This window comes from Testudinibacter sp. 'clade 2', assembly GCF_006227735.1.
GTDB lineage: Bacteria > Pseudomonadota > Gammaproteobacteria > Enterobacterales > Pasteurellaceae > Chelonobacter.
Genome location: NZ_VDHB01000101.1, coordinates 1 through 14,557, shown reverse-complemented (window position 1 = coordinate 14,557; position 14,557 = coordinate 1). Strand labels below are relative to the sequence as shown.

The following is a 14,557-nucleotide window of genomic DNA, read 5'->3' as shown; positions in this document are numbered from 1 at the left end:
TGCCTCATCAAATATCTTTATGACTTAATCAAAAAGACTAAAGAAAAATAGCGTGTAAAATATAGTAGAAGATAATAGCAAAAATGGCACCGGCCGGTAAAGTCACAACCCATGAGGCAAAAATATTGCGGATAACATTGAGGTTAAGGGCGGCGATACCGCGTGCAAATCCAACCCCGAGCACCGCACCGACCAAGGTTTGAGTGGTGGAAATCGGCAAGCCGGTACCGGAGGCGATGACCACGGTGATTGCGGTGGCAAATTCAGCAGAGAAGCCACGGCTTGGGGTCAAATCGGTGATGCCGCCGCCGATGGTACCCATGACTTTATAACCCATCACCGCCAAACCGATAACAATTCCGGTTGCACCCAGTGGCAGAATCCACCATGCCAGTGCGGTTTTGCTGGCGATTACACCGCCATTATCAACGATCGAAACTACCGCAGACAGTGGACCGATGGCATTGGCGACATCGTTTGACCCGTGAGCAAATGCCATGGAACAAGCGGTTAGTAACATTAAAATACTGAATACTTTTTCAACGCCACCGAAGGCACCGCCTTGTACTCGATTTTTAAAGGATTCGCTGCGGAAATAGTAGTGGCAGAAGATGATTGAGATAATACTGATGGCTAAGGAGATGAAAAAGGTTTGCATTGTGCTGAGGTGTAGTCCGACGTGTTTCAGACCTTTGGTCATAGTGACAATGCAGATGATGAAGCTGGTCAATCCCATATAGAACGGACCGTATTTTTGTGCATTTTCCATCGGAGTTTCAGTATCAAAAATCAGGCGCTGGGTGCTGACAAAAATGGTATATGCGACCAAACCGGAGATGATCGGCGTGATAAACCAACTGCCGACAATGCCTTTAACCGAGCCCCAATCTACCGTATGCGGGCCAACCGTCACACAGGCAAAGCCGATAATTGCCCCGATAATCGAATGGGTAGTTGAAACCGGCCAGCCCATATAAGAGGCGATCAGAAGCCAGGCACCGGCGGAAAACAGTGACGACATCATCCCCAGAATCAATACTTCAGGTACTGCTGCAAATAAGCTGGGATCGATGATACCGCTCTTGATGGTTTCGGTGACTTCGCCACCAGCCAGATAGGCACCGGCAAATTCAAAGACCATGGCGATCAAAATCGCTTGTTTAACAGTGATAGTACCGGAGCCGACGGACGTTCCCATCGCGTTGGAAACATCATTGGCGCCGATTCCGAAAGCCATTAAAAGTCCGGCGATCGCCGTGATAATCACTACGGTGTGACCGTATTGTGCGATAAATTCCATATAATATCCTCGTTATTATTGTTTGGGATATGCTTAAGAGCGAGCCAACATTAATTCGATACGTGAACCGACCCGTTGCGCCTGATCGGCAAGCACACCGATCCATTCGAGGATTTTATACAGAAAAATCACATCGACCGGTTTGTATTGGTCTTCGATTTCCAATAATTGGCGGCGCAATAAAATTTGTTGATGATCGGTATCATCTTCGATCGCATCCAATTCATTGATCATTTTATTCACGAAATTCAATTCACGTCCTTTAAATCCGGTTTCCAAGAGCTCATCCATCTCTTGAATCACCCGTGTGGCTTGATGTGCAGCGTCTAAACTGCGGTTTAAGTATTCCAGAAAAGCCTGTTGCATCGGTTGTGGAATACAAAGATGACGCCCGACCGCCCGACCGGCGATGTCTTTGGCGTAGTTTGCCAGTTTATCTTGCTGAGTGACCAGTTCTAATAGATCGGTGCGATCAAGTGGCATAAATAGCCCGCGTGGTAATTTCAGTCGGATTTCACGTTTTAAGCTGTCGGCTTCACGTTCGGCTTCGGAGATTTTTTTACGTAGCTCTTCCGCCAATGTCCAATCGTTTTCGAATGTTGCTTTAAAGAAAGGCACCAGGATATCACAGCATTCGCTGACTTTATTTGAGTGTTTTTCTAAGGGTTTGAGTGGGGATTGAGCAAACAAGCCCAAGATATTGTTGAGTGGCATAGCATTAGCTCCAATATACGATAAGATAATATAACTCAGGTGATGATTATTGCCGCATAATAACCGAAACTACGGCATAACTCACGATTTTAATTTGAGAAATAAACCTTTTTTGCTAAATTGTAATCAAATTGTCATCTTAAACGGATAGTTATAAAACAAGCGGGACCGAAATATGAGCGCAGAAATTGAATTAAAGCTGCTGGTTAATCCAGCATTTGCAGCTTTTTTAAGCAAAGAGATGGCGAGCTTTAAAGTGTTATCCCATACTCAACAAGTGTTGGGCAACTGTTACTATGATACCGCCGACTATTTTTTCTCATCGCAACGTATGGGATTGCGGGTCAGAACGCTGAATGATCAGTTTATTTTAACCCTGAAAACCGACGGAACCACGATTGGTGGTTTGCACATGCGTCCCGAATACAATTGTGCGTTAGACGATGCGTCGCCTCGTTTAAACGGCTTGAACCAATTTGCCGATTTACAACTCAGCCGCCCGCTTGAACAGTTACAGCAACATTTGAAACCGATTTTTAGCACTGATTTTTTACGCCAAGCATGGGAAATTGAATTGGGTAACGGTGCAAATATTGAAGTGGCGTTGGATCAAGGCGAAATCGAAGCGCAAGAGCGGTTTGAGCCGATTTATGAGGCTGAATTTGAACTGAAACACGGCAGCTTGGATGACCTGTTGACCTTTGTCGAATCTCTCAGCCTGTCGGATGGTATTCGTTTGGGCTCGGCCAGCAAAGCCAAACGCGGCTATCGCTTGGCCGGGATCGCAGCGTTGCAAGCTTTTGAATGGCAGCATCAGTGGCAGCAATTGCTGTCTGACCTATCGCTGGCAGCCACTGCGAGTGCAGCATTGAGCCGACTATTTGCTTATGAGCAGTCGTTAACCGAGTATTACGCTGAGCTGTTGACCATGCCACTGTCGGCTGCACAGCTTGACAGTGCATTACAAGCGTTTATGACGTTATACCGCTATTACGATCAACATCAATCGCTCCTGTGGCGGGCTTATCAGCAGCAAGTCGGGCAGCGCTTAAAAGTGCGGTTGGACCAAGATTCAATCGAAGAATTAATTGAATTGAATCAGCGTTTTTTGGCGAAATTAACCGAATTAAGCAAACTGTCTGACGATGAAAACCGCACTTTACGTTTGCACGAGTTTTTGCACCGCGGTAATGGTGTCAAACGCCAGATTTACCTGATTAAATTGACTCTCAACGGATAATATCATATGGCGAAAACTCCGAAAAAAGCCTATGTTTGCAATGATTGTGGTGCAGATTATGCTCGCTGGCAGGGACAGTGCAGTGCCTGTAAAGCGTGGAATACCATCAGCGAAGTGCGCTTGGTCAGCACCGTCGCTAAAGGCGACCGTTTTAGTGGTTATGCCGGGGAAAGCAACGCAAAAGTACAGACCTTGTCCGAAATCAGCCTGCAAGAAACGCCACGTTTCAGCAGCCGTTTCAGCGAATTGGATCGTGTGCTGGGCGGTGGCATTGTGCCGGGCAGCGCAATTTTGATCGGAGGACATCCCGGCGCCGGTAAAAGTACTTTATTATTGCAAGTGATGTGCGGTTTGGCGCAACAGATGCCAACCTTGTATGTCACCGGGGAGGAATCGTTGCAGCAAGTGGCGATGCGAGCCAACCGCTTAGGATTGCCGAGCGATAAACTGCGCATGCTGTCAGAAACTTCCGTTGAGCAGATTTGCAATATTGCCGATCAGGAAAAGCCGAAGGTGGTTGTGATCGACTCGATTCAAGTGATGCACTTGGCAGATATTCAATCCTCGCCCGGTAGTGTGGCGCAGGTGCGCGAATGTGCTTCGTTTTTAACTCGCTATGCCAAAACCAAACAAGTAGCGATTATTATGGTCGGTCATGTCACCAAAGACGGTACGCTTGCCGGCCCGAAAGTGTTGGAGCACTGCATCGACTGTTCCATTTTGCTTGAGGGCGAAGCCGATTCACGCTACCGCACTTTGCGTAGCCACAAAAACCGTTTTGGAGCAGTCAATGAGCTCGGCGTTTTCGCGATGACTGAACAAGGCTTGCGTGAAGTCAAAAATCCGTCGGCGATTTTTTTAAGTCGCGGCGAAGAGCAGACTTCCGGCAGTTCGGTGATGGTGTTATGGGAAGGAACACGCCCTTTGCTGGTGGAAATTCAGGCCTTGGTCGATCACTCTATGCTTGCCAATCCGCGACGGGTTGCAGTCGGGCTAGAACAGAACCGTCTGGCGTTGTTGTTGGCAGTGCTGCATCGGCACGGCAATGTGCAGATGTCCGATCAAGATGTGTTTGTCAATGTGGTCGGCGGGGTGAAAGTCGCAGAAACCGGCGCCGATTTGGCACTGTTGCTGGCGTTGATTTCCAGTTTTCGTAACCGCCCTTTGCCGCAAGATTTAGTGGTGTTCGGCGAAGTCGGTTTGGCCGGGGAAATTCGCCCGGTCACCAGCGGGCAAGAGCGAATCAGCGAAGCCGCAAAACATGGTTTTCGCCGCGCAATTGTCCCGTTTGCCAATAAACCAAAGCACAACATCGAACAAATGCAGGTTTTCACCGTAAAAAAATTAGCGGATGCTTTAGCCGTGTTAGATGATTTTTAGTCGAGTGAAGGATAACGGAGCAGAACGATGAATGAGATAAAACTTTATGAAAATAAAGAGATTAGATCAATTTGGGATAATGAAAAAGAGGAGTGGTATTTTTCAGTTATTGATGTGGTAGCCGTGCTTACGGAAAGCAGCAATCCCAGAGATTATTGGTATCGGGTAAAAAAACGTATGGCTGAGGAAGATAAATCTGAGTTGTCGACATTTTGTCGACAACTGAAATTAGTGTCCTCAGACGGTAAAAAATATAAGACTGATGTTGCAGAGATGCAAGGGATCTTCCGCATTATCCAATCCATTCCTTCCCCAAAAGCTGAACCCTTTAAAATGTGGTTAGCCGGAGTAGGTAAACAACGAATGGATGAAATTATTGATCCTGAATTGACCATTGAAAGAGCTTTGCAGACATACTTACAAAAAGGTTATTCCAGAGAATGGATTAATCAACGCCTTCAAGCTATTCAAGTGCTAAAGGAGCTGACTGATGTTTGGGAAGACCACGGCATTAAAGAAGGAATGGAATATGCCATTCTGACAAACGAAATATCAAAAGCTTGGAGTGGTATGACTACCCGTCAATATAAAGACTTCAAAAATCTGAAAAAAGAAAATCTAAGAGATAATATGTCTACGCTTGAACTGGTGCTCAATATGCTTGCTGAAGCAACGACAACAGAGTTGACTAAGGTTGAAAAGCCAATGGGGCTGGAAGAAAACAAGCAAACAGCTAAGCGAGGTGGCTCTATCGCTGGAAATACGAGAAAAGAAATCGAGAAGGAAACTGGGAAGCCAATAATTACACCAAAAAATGCAATTAATTTTTCGAAATTATTTGAAGATATTTCTGAAATACCAATGCAGGAAAAAATCCAGGAAGAAGAGCGGTTATTAAATAACTTAGATAAAATTCATACCACTGAATTAGGTGCTGCCCGTATACAAAAAAATCTTGAATTGGTAACAGACAATATCGTTGAGTGGTGCAAGCTGAAGATTGGGTTACCCCATGCTGTGATTAGCAAAAATGGGAAGAACTGGAATATTAGTGTTGATGGCAGTGTCATAACAATTAATGCTAATAATTACTGTATTATCACAGCACACAAAATAAGCTACAAGGACAATCATGGCGGCTAATCCCACACAAGAAATTGCAGCTTATTCCAGCAAACCCAGTACAAAACTAACATCGGCATTTGCTGTGGATGGTACGCTAAGTCGTCATATCAAACAATTTCGCCCGCGCGATGAGCAGTTTGCGATGGCGCAAGCGGTGGAACAGGCGATTGTGCAACAAGGGCAGTTGGTGATAGAAGCGGGTACCGGCACCGGCAAAACCTTCGCTTATTTGGTACCGGCAATGCTGTCAGGCAAAAAAACCATTATTTCGACCGGCTCAAAAAATCTGCAAGATCAGCTATTTAACCGTGATTTACCGACCATTCAAAAAGCTTTGGGCTACAGTGGCAAACTGGCACTGCTTAAAGGGCGGGCTAACTATCTTTGTCTGGAACGGCTGGACAAATTGATTGCTGAGGGGGTGTTGGGCGATAAATCGGTATTGGCATCGTTAGCAGTGGTACGAAAATGGCAGACTTCGACCGCAAACGGTGATTTAAGCGAGTGTGCCGCATTGCCGGAAGACAGCCCGATTTTACCGCAATTAACCAGCACCACCGAGAGTTGTTTAGGCAGTGATTGCCCGAATTATGCCGAGTGTTATGTTTCCAAAGCACGCAAAAAAGCACTGGAAGCGGATTTGGTGGTGGTGAATCATCATCTGTTTTGTGCCGATATGGCAGTGAAAGAAAACGGTTTTGGCGAACTGATTCCCGAAGCCAAAGTGATTATTTTTGATGAAGCCCACCAATTGCCGGACATTGCCAGCCAATACTTTGGGCAAGCGATCAGCTCGCGTCAGTTGTATGATTTATGCCGTGATATGACATTATGTTACCGCACCGAAGTGAAAGATTTGAAGCAATTGGGCACAGCGGCTGATCACCTGCAAAAAATTGTGCAGGATTTTCGTCTGATGATGGGCGAGGGCAACCAACGCGGAAATTTGCGAACCTTTTTTGCCGAGCCAAATGTGCAAAGAGCGGTACAAAGCTTACAGGAAAATCTGGAATTTGTGCATGATGTGGTCAAATTGGCATTGGGGCGTTCGCAAACCTTGGACAGTATTTTTGAACGGATTCAAACCATACAAACACAGTTTAAGCGGATTTTAGACACCAGCATCACCGGCTATTGTTATTGGTTCGAAACCTTTAACCGTCAGTTTGCGCTGCATTTAACGCCGTTGACCGTGGCGGATAAATTTGGACAGCAGTTGCAAAACCAGCAAGCCGGTTGGATTTTCACCTCAGCAACGCTGGAAGTCGGTGGCAATTTCGATTTTTTCTGCGAGCGAATGGGGATTAAAAACAGCCAGCAAAAAGTACTGGCTTCGCCGTTTGATTATCCCAAACAATCACTGTTTTGTGTGCCGCGTTTTCTACCGGGCAGTAACCACAAGCAGACCTTAGGCAGGTTGGGCGAGATGTTGCTGCCGGTGATCGAAGCCAATCAAGGGCGCTGTTTTTTGCTGTGCACTTCATATGTGATGATGCGGGGGCTGGCAGAATACCTACGTGAACACAGCAGCTTATCGGTGCTGTTGCAGGGGGAAATGGGCAAGGGCAAACTGTTACAGAAGTTTACCGAAGAGAGCCACTCGGTATTGGTGGCAACCTCCAGTTTTTGGGAGGGGGTGGACGTGCGTGGTGATGCGCTGTCATTGGTGATCATCGACAAACTGCCGTTTGCTTCACCGGACGAACCGTTGTTGAAAGCCCGGATTGAAGATTGCCGTTTGAAAGGCGGCGACCCGTTCAATCAGGTACAGTTGCCGACAGCAGTGATCAGTTTAAAGCAAGGTGTCGGGCGCTTAATTCGTGATGTCACTGACCGAGGTGCGGTGATTATTTGTGATTCACGTTTAGTGATGCGTCCGTATGGCGCGACGTTTTTAAAGAGCTTGCCGAATGCCACACGCACTCGAGATCTGAATCGAGTGATTACATTTTTACAGCAAGCTCAAATTATAGACAAACATCAACAGACCCTAGAGTAGCAAAAAATGATAAAAACAACGTTATTGGCATTAGACACGGCGACCGAAGCCTGTTCGGTGGCGTTATTGCATAATGGAGAAATATTAGCAAAAGACGAACTGAGCCCAAAAGCGCACACGCGGCGGATTTTACCGATGATTGACGAAGTGTTGGCGCAAGCGGGGATCAGCCTGAAACAGGTTGATGCGCTGGTGTTCGGGCGTGGGCCGGGTAGTTTTACCGGGGTGCGGATCGGCTGTGGAATTGTGCAGGGGCTGGCGCTGGGAGCTGATTTGCCGGTGATTGCGGTGTCGAATTTGACCGCCATGGCGCAGCAGGCTTATCAAACACTGGGGGCAACCAGCGTATTGGCGGCGATTGATGCCCGTATGAACGAAGTCTATTTTTCCGCCTTGCGTTATCAGCCACAGCTGCTTGATGGCAATGAATATGCTGACTGGCAACATTTGATTACAGAACAAGTCTTGCCGCCGGAAGCGGTGTTGCAGCAGTTACAGCAACGGCAACAAACTGAAATATTCCAAGCGCAGCAAAGTGCGGTCTGTGTCGGCAGCGGCTGGGGGGCGTATGCGCAATTTGAGCAATCTCACATTTTGTTAAAAAAATGTGAGATTTTATTGCCATCAGCCCACTATATGCTACCGTTGGCACAATTAAATTGGCAGCAGCAACGTTATAATAATGCACTGGAGATTGAACCGGTCTATTTACGTAATCAAGTCACCTGGAAAAAGCTGCCTGGTCGAGAATAGTCTGCTATTCAATTTAGCTAGCCTAGCTTAGGAGGCAAATGATGAAAATATTGAAATGGATTGTGCCGGGATTTGCAAGTGCGGTGCTGGCATCTTGTCAGCTTGCACCACAGGGCTTGGAACGTGACAATACGATAATCAGTTATAAGGCGCTGCAAACTGCAGATTTTGTCTGCAATTGTGAGCAAGTGCGGTTGGGCGGCAAAGTGATTCGGGCGACCGCACTGGCGCAACAAACTGAGATTGAAGTGCTGAGTATGGCGGTTGACCGTTTTACGGCGAAGCCGATCCTAGCTTCGCAAAGTGACGGACGTTTTATCGCCGTACTTAACGGCTTTGTCGATCCGCTCAGCCTACAAGATCAGTATATTACTGTAAAAGGAGTTTTGAGCGGTAGGCAGGACGGCAAAATTGATCAGGCGCAGTATGCTTATCCAAAAATCAAAGTAGAGGACTACTACATTTGGCAGCAAGTGATTGAATATTATTATGACGAAGACGAGTGGGCGGATTATTGGGAAGGGCGGCGCTACGGGCGATTTTTCGGTCCGATACCGACCCGCTATCCGCGTCCGGCATTAAGATGAATTGACAAAACTAATAAAACTAACAAAAATAACAAAAACACCAATAGAGAAATAATAAAGGAATCCCATGGAAAAAATTTGGTTCGATAATTACCCGGAAGGGGCTGAGCGTGTGATTAAAACCGATAAATACCGCTCTTTGCTGGAAATGTTTGAAAAAGCGGTGCGTGAACGCCCGGATCAAGCCGCCTACATCAATATGGGTAAGACGCTGACAATGCGTAAATTGGAGGAGCGCAGTCGAGCGTTTGCCGCCTATCTGCAAAATGTATTAAAACTGAAAAAAAGCGATCGAGTAGCGTTGATGATGCCGAACCTGTTGCAATACCCGATTGCGCTGTTCGGTGTGCTGCGTGCCGGCATGATTGTGGTCAATGTCAATCCGCTCTACACCCCGCGTGAATTGGAACACCAACTGCAAGATAGTGGCGCCGTGGCGATTGTGGTGGTGTCCAATTTTGCAGCAACGCTCGAAAGTATTGTTAATGAAACCGATGTCAAACACGTGATTTTGACCCGTATGGGCGATCAATTGTCGTTCGGCAAACGCAATTTAGTCAATTTTATCGTGAAATACGTCAAAAAACTGGTGCCTAAATATAAACTGCCCGGTGCGGTGACATTTCGTGAAGTATTGAGCATCGGCAAAATGCGCCAATATGTGAAGCCGCAAGTGGCTCCGGATGATCTGGCCTTTTTACAGTACACCGGCGGAACCACCGGCGTGGCAAAAGGGGCGATGCTGAGTCATAAAAATATCCTGACCAATATTTTCCAAGCGAAATGGATTGCTAATGATTTTGTTAAAGACTCACCGGTACGCGAAGCGATTATTGCGTTGCCGCTTTATCACGCATTTGCTTTGATTATGAATGGGTTGCTGTTTATCGAATTAGGACTGACCGGCGTGCTGATCACCAATCCGCGCGATATCAATGGTTTTGTCAAAGAGTTGAAACGCCATCCGTATGTGGCGTTGACAGGGGTGAATACGTTGTTCAACGCATTGTTGAATAATGAAAATTTTAGAGAGTTGGATTTTTCTGCGCTGAAATTATCGGTTGCCGGCGGAATGTCGGTTAATCAAGCGGTGGCAGAACGTTGGCATGCGCTGACCGGCAACAATATTATTGAAGGCTACGGCATGACCGAATGTTCGCCGCTAGTTGCTGCTTGTCCGCCACAATCGACCGAGCACAATGGCAATATCGGGGTGCCGATTCCGAATACCGACATCAAAATTATCAAAGAAGACGGCACAGAAGCACAACTGGGTGAACGCGGTGAGCTGTGGGTCAAAGGTGATCAAGTGATGCAAGGTTACTGGCAACGTCCGGAAGCGACTGCTGAAGTGTTGCAAGACGGCTGGCTGGCAACGGGTGATATCGTGGTGATGGGCGCAGACAAAAATTTAAAAATTGTTGATCGCAAAAAAGACATGATCATTGTCTCCGGCTTCAATGTGTACCCGAATGAAATTGAAGATGTGGTGATGTTGAATTACAAAGTGTTAGAAGTGGTGGCTATTGGTGTGCCGGACGTCAAGACCGGTGAGGCAGTGAAAGTGTTTGTGGTCAAACGTGATGAAACCTTGACTTCTGACGAGATCCGCAAGCATTGCCGTGAATATTTGACCGGTTATAAATTACCGCGCGAAATTGAATTCAGAGATGAATTGCCGAAAAGCAACATCGGCAAAATTTTACGCCGAGTGGTTCGAGATGAAGAACTGGCGAAACGCACTGCAAAGCAGTAAAAATAATAAAAGCAGTAGAGAATGAATCATATGCAACAACAAAATGGGCAAGTGCGCTCAGTGCTTAATTATCAATGGGTAGACAGTGCTGAGTTATTGCAAACCGTGTGTGACAACGCAAGAAAAAAAGCGGTGGTGGCGTTGGATACCGAGTTTATCCGTACCCGCACGTTTTATCCGAAATTGGGCTTGATACAACTTTATGACGGCGAAAGGTTGAGTTTGATTGATCCGCTTTCACTGCCGGATCTTGCGCCGTTTAGAGAATTGTTGGCAGATCAAGCCGTCACCAAAGTGTTACATTCGTGCAGTGAAGATTTAGAAGTTTTTCAATATTATTTCAAACAGTTACCACAGCCGATGCTGGATACCCAGATCATTGCCGATTTTCTTGGTTTTTCCACTTCCAGCGGCTTTGCCAAATTGGTGCAGCACTTTTTTGATCTGGAGTTGGATAAAGGCGCTTCGCGTACCGACTGGTTGGCGCGTCCGTTATCGGCACAGCAATTGCAATATGCGGCAGCCGATGTCTGGTATCTGTTGCCGTTGTTTGAAAAAATGCAACCGTTGTTGGCGCAAACCGAGTGGCAAAGTGCGGTTGCGGAAGAGTGTGAATTTTTGCTCAAGCGGGCGCAGCAACCGAATGATCCGGAAAATGCCTATCTGAAAATCGGCAACGCTTGGCGTTTGCACGGTGAACGTTTATTAAGCCTGAAATGGCTGGCAAAATGGCGCATGAGAATGGCGATAGAACGGGATTTGGCACTGAATTTTGTGGTGAAAGAGCAGGCGCTGTACCAGGCGGCTGAATCGCAGGTCAAGCATACTGCAGAATTCCTTGATCTGGGATTTCACCCGAATGAGATTCGTCGGCACGGTAAAAAAATTCTGCAAATTATTGCTTTGGCGCAAAAAGTCGAAGCTGATCAATATCCGCCGGCAATTGAACAAATTGCAACCTTACCACGTTATAAAAGCACGTTGCGAGCATTGCAACATAAAGCGAGCGAGATCTGCCCAGCAGAGTTGAGCAAAGAGCAGCTTGCAAGTCGAAAGTTGTTACATCAATTGATTAAATGGGTCTGGACTGAGCAATCTAATCCGGAAAAATTACCCCGTTTACTACAAGGCTGGCGCAAACCTTATGGACAGCAATTGCTATCATTGCTGCCAACCGAAACCAGCCGCTAGAAAAAGGTCGGACAATATCCTGTCCGACCAATACTTTTTACAGCACAGCTAATGCGGCTTCATAATTGGGTTCTTGTTTAATTTCCGCTACCAATTCACTGTGTAGAACCGTATTGGCTTCATCTAGCACAATCACTGCTCTGGCGGTTAAACCACTCAACGGACCGCTGACAATGGCTACACCAACGGCCTCGGCAAAAGTGCGGTTTCTGAAACTGGATAATGAGACCACATTTTCCAACCCTTCTGCACCACAGAAGCGGGCTTGGGCGAAAGGCAAATCGGCAGAAATGCACAACACCACAGTGTTGTCTAAACCGGAAGCCTGTTGATTAAATTTTCTGACTGAAGTGGCACAAACGCCGGTGTCGATGCTTGGGAAAATATTCAAAATTTTACGTTTGCCGTTGTAATGGCTCAGCGCCACTTCGCTTAAATCGGTCGCCGTTAAGCTGAAATCGGCAACATGTGTTGTGACGGATGGAAATTGACCTTTCACTTCGATTGGATTGCCACCTAAATTGACTGTTGTCATGCTGTTCTCCTTTGGGTATTTAAGGGTTAACTTACGGGTTTTGATAAAGTGCGTTGAACACGCCTTTTTCAAAGTTCACCAACGGACTGCGCTTGGTTCGGCTCTCTAAGTCGCCGGTTGAATAGCCGTTGATAAATTGGACAAAAGCGATACGTTCGCCTTTGGCATTTTGCATGAATCCGGCAAGATTATAAACCCCTTTTAATGCCCCGGTTTTGGCAATCAGGTTTTTTGCCAGCGGAGCTTCGCCCATCGATCCGCGTCCGCTCAGCGTGCCGTCTTGCCCGGCGATCGGAAAGGTATCCAACAAGTCAAGTGTATCTTCATGGCGGCTAATATAATCCAGCGCTTGCAACAGTGCCGCGGGGCTAATCAGATTTTGGCGTGACAAACCGGAACCGTCAGCGATTTGGCTGTTGCCGAAATCGATTTCCGCCTGCTTGCTGAGAATTTGCCGCATTGCCAGTGCACTTTGCTGGAAGGAAACCGGTTTTTGGTAATATTGATACCCGATCCGACGAAACAGGCTATCCGCAATTTGATTATCGGATTTTTTCATCATCTGTTTCAATAAATCCGGCAGCGGTTTGGAATAGTGGCTGGCAAGAATCGTGCCGTTAGTTGGTTGCAGCGCCAAGCGGATTTGACCGTTGACATTAATCTTTAATTTTTGTAGTTGATTCATCACAATGGCGATCGCATAGGCGTCGGTATCCTGCACGGCAAAACTGAGGCCAAAAGGGTTACTTTGCCGTGCAATACAGCCTTTTAAGGTGTAGCGATTATTGTCATTGACCACAACATCAAAAGCGCAATTTGCCGCTTCTTGTGCTGATACGATCCGCACTTGACTGAAAACCTGCACCGGAAAATGCGACGGCACGCTGGCTTGCACCAGTTCGCCGATCGCTCCGCTGGCATTTAGCTCCACTGAAAAACAGTTGCCGTCAATGCTGGCAGCGGAAGGTGGTGCATTAAAACACATGGTCAAATCGTTCCAGATCCAGCCCAAACCGCGGTCGTGACTGTTAAAGATGCTGGTGTCCAACACAATATTGCCGTTGATGGTATCAATGCCTTGCTGTTTCAGTTGTGCCAGAAGTTGATAAAGCTGACCACTGCGTAAGGTTGGGTCACCGCTGAAGCGAATACTTAAATCGCCTTGCAGGATTTTGTTGCTAATTTTGGCGCTGCTGACCAAATCGGTGGCAAATTGAAATTGATCACCCAGCGTTAATTTGGCAGCAAGTGCGGTAAACACTTTTTGCGTACTGGCGGGCAACATCAAGATCTGCTGATTGTAGTCAGCAATGGTTTGCTGCCGGTTCAAATTTTCCGCCGCAAAACCGACGCTGGCACCGGTCGGCAAGTAGGAAATATAGTCGTTAAGATTGACATTGGCTTGGGCAGGTGCGGCATTTAACAAAGCCAGTCCAAGTAGTGAAAACGCAATATTTTTGAATACAGTCGATTGAAGTTGGAATCGTTTCATAGTTTGAGTAGTGACGGATGTTGAGCGTTATTTTTGGGGTTGCCTTTTTTTATAAGACGTCCATAATAGTGCCATCAGCCAACGAGGTAAATGATTATTTCACGGCAAATTGTCATACAGTGTAAATCGTGCTGAAAGGCATTTAACAAGCCATTTTAAAAGACATGGCGAACAAGCAAATCACTACAGCATACAAACTATGTTGTCAGATTATTGACAAAGATATTTGATGAGGCAATGTAGGGGCGGATTATATATCCGCCCGAACCGCACTTTGCATTTTTCCTTTATTAATTAAGTGCTTATGCCGCACTTCGCAAACGGGCGGATATATAATCCGCCCCTACTTTTACAATAAATATTGTGTGTTTTCACCTTTGTCAGCAGTCTAAAATCCGGCAATATAACGGATTTTTAAACTTATCAACCGAACAGAACTTAGGCTTTATTTTCCGGATTCTGGTCATCGTCACTGTCAGAGATGA

Annotated in this window: 12 protein-coding genes and 1 pseudogene; 9 read left to right on the top strand and 4 right to left on the bottom strand. The window is 46.5% G+C overall.

What is annotated here, in order from left to right:
- Window positions 1-37: 37 nt before the first annotated feature.
- Window positions 38-1,300, bottom strand: a complete 1,263-nt coding sequence (locus FHQ30_RS08695; protein ID WP_139611297.1) for an inorganic phosphate transporter — start codon at window positions 1,298-1,300, stop codon at window positions 38-40.
- A 33-nt stretch (window positions 1,301-1,333) separates the two neighbouring features.
- Complete coding sequence (locus FHQ30_RS08690; RefSeq protein ID WP_139611298.1) at window positions 1,334-2,014, bottom strand: TIGR00153 family protein; 681 nt, start codon at window positions 2,012-2,014, stop codon at window positions 1,334-1,336.
- Window positions 2,015-2,189: 175 nt separating this feature from the next.
- Between FHQ30_RS08690 and FHQ30_RS08685 the strand changes: the two genes are divergently transcribed.
- The 9 genes and pseudogenes from FHQ30_RS08685 to rnd all read left to right on the top strand — a co-directional run bounded on the left by FHQ30_RS08685 (window position 2,190) and on the right by rnd (window position 12,045).
- Window positions 2,190-3,254 carry a CYTH domain-containing protein gene (locus tag FHQ30_RS08685; protein WP_139611299.1) on the top strand — a complete coding sequence of 355 codons (1,065 nt, stop codon included), beginning with the start codon at window positions 2,190-2,192 and terminating at the stop codon, window positions 3,252-3,254.
- Between the two features lie 6 nt (window positions 3,255-3,260).
- Window positions 3,261-4,634: a DNA repair protein RadA gene (gene radA / locus FHQ30_RS08680; RefSeq protein ID WP_139611300.1), complete on the top strand. Its 1,374-nt coding sequence runs from the start codon at window positions 3,261-3,263 to the stop codon at window positions 4,632-4,634.
- A 27-nt stretch (window positions 4,635-4,661) separates the two neighbouring features.
- A pseudogene (locus FHQ30_RS08675) lies at window positions 4,662-5,489 on the top strand (BRO-N domain-containing protein); the annotation flags it as partial.
- 6 nt (window positions 5,490-5,495) lie between these two features.
- Entirely contained in the window at window positions 5,496-5,777 is a 282-nt protein-coding gene (locus FHQ30_RS13265; RefSeq protein WP_176552637.1) for a DUF3781 domain-containing protein, read from the top strand.
- On the top strand, window positions 5,767-7,758 hold the full coding sequence (gene yoaA / locus FHQ30_RS08670; protein ID WP_139611302.1) for a DNA repair helicase YoaA: 1,992 nt from the start codon (window positions 5,767-5,769) through the stop codon (window positions 7,756-7,758). The genes FHQ30_RS13265 and yoaA overlap by 11 nt, the downstream gene beginning before the upstream one ends.
- A 6-nt stretch (window positions 7,759-7,764) precedes the next feature.
- Window positions 7,765-8,511 carry a tRNA (adenosine(37)-N6)-threonylcarbamoyltransferase complex dimerization subunit type 1 TsaB gene (gene tsaB, locus FHQ30_RS08665; protein ID WP_176552636.1) on the top strand — a complete coding sequence of 249 codons (747 nt, stop codon included), beginning with the start codon at window positions 7,765-7,767 and terminating at the stop codon, window positions 8,509-8,511.
- Between the two features lie 38 nt (window positions 8,512-8,549).
- The gene (locus FHQ30_RS08660; protein ID WP_139611303.1) at window positions 8,550-9,098 is read left to right on the top strand and encodes a Slp family lipoprotein; all 549 of its coding nucleotides are present in this window, start codon (window positions 8,550-8,552) and stop codon (window positions 9,096-9,098) included.
- A 67-nt stretch (window positions 9,099-9,165) separates the two neighbouring features.
- Entirely contained in the window at window positions 9,166-10,854 is a 1,689-nt protein-coding gene (fadD, locus tag FHQ30_RS08655) for a long-chain-fatty-acid--CoA ligase FadD (RefSeq protein WP_139611304.1), read from the top strand.
- Between the two features lie 30 nt (window positions 10,855-10,884).
- Window positions 10,885-12,045: a ribonuclease D gene (gene rnd / locus FHQ30_RS08650; RefSeq protein WP_139611307.1), complete on the top strand. Its 1,161-nt coding sequence runs from the start codon at window positions 10,885-10,887 to the stop codon at window positions 12,043-12,045.
- Window positions 12,046-12,082: 37 nt separating this feature from the next.
- Here rnd and tpx read toward each other — a convergent pair whose 3' ends face one another.
- Both tpx and dacB read right to left on the bottom strand, forming a co-directional pair.
- The gene (gene tpx, locus FHQ30_RS08645; RefSeq protein ID WP_139608410.1) at window positions 12,083-12,580 is read right to left on the bottom strand and encodes a thiol peroxidase; all 498 of its coding nucleotides are present in this window, start codon (window positions 12,578-12,580) and stop codon (window positions 12,083-12,085) included.
- Between the two features lie 31 nt (window positions 12,581-12,611).
- On the bottom strand, window positions 12,612-14,072 hold the full coding sequence (gene dacB, locus FHQ30_RS08640) for a serine-type D-Ala-D-Ala carboxypeptidase (protein WP_139611305.1): 1,461 nt from the start codon (window positions 14,070-14,072) through the stop codon (window positions 12,612-12,614).
- Window positions 14,073-14,557: the final 485 nt, after the last annotated feature.

Coding starts and splice junctions, on each gene's coding strand:
- FHQ30_RS08695 (WP_139611297.1), bottom strand. CDS start 1,300: ATGGAATTTATCGCACAATACGGTCACACCGTAGTGATTATCACGGCG.
- FHQ30_RS08690 (WP_139611298.1), bottom strand. CDS start 2,014: ATGCCACTCAACAATATCTTGGGCTTGTTTGCTCAATCCCCACTCAAA.
- FHQ30_RS08685 (WP_139611299.1), top strand. CDS start 2,190: ATGAGCGCAGAAATTGAATTAAAGCTGCTGGTTAATCCAGCATTTGCA.
- radA (WP_139611300.1), top strand. CDS start 3,261: ATGGCGAAAACTCCGAAAAAAGCCTATGTTTGCAATGATTGTGGTGCA.
- FHQ30_RS13265 (WP_176552637.1), top strand. CDS start 5,496: ATGCAGGAAAAAATCCAGGAAGAAGAGCGGTTATTAAATAACTTAGAT.
- yoaA (WP_139611302.1), top strand. CDS start 5,767: ATGGCGGCTAATCCCACACAAGAAATTGCAGCTTATTCCAGCAAACCC.
- tsaB (WP_176552636.1), top strand. CDS start 7,765: ATGATAAAAACAACGTTATTGGCATTAGACACGGCGACCGAAGCCTGT.
- FHQ30_RS08660 (WP_139611303.1), top strand. CDS start 8,550: ATGATGAAAATATTGAAATGGATTGTGCCGGGATTTGCAAGTGCGGTG.
- fadD (WP_139611304.1), top strand. CDS start 9,166: ATGGAAAAAATTTGGTTCGATAATTACCCGGAAGGGGCTGAGCGTGTG.
- rnd (WP_139611307.1), top strand. CDS start 10,885: ATGCAACAACAAAATGGGCAAGTGCGCTCAGTGCTTAATTATCAATGG.
- tpx (WP_139608410.1), bottom strand. CDS start 12,580: ATGACAACAGTCAATTTAGGTGGCAATCCAATCGAAGTGAAAGGTCAA.
- dacB (WP_139611305.1), bottom strand. CDS start 14,072: ATGAAACGATTCCAACTTCAATCGACTGTATTCAAAAATATTGCGTTT.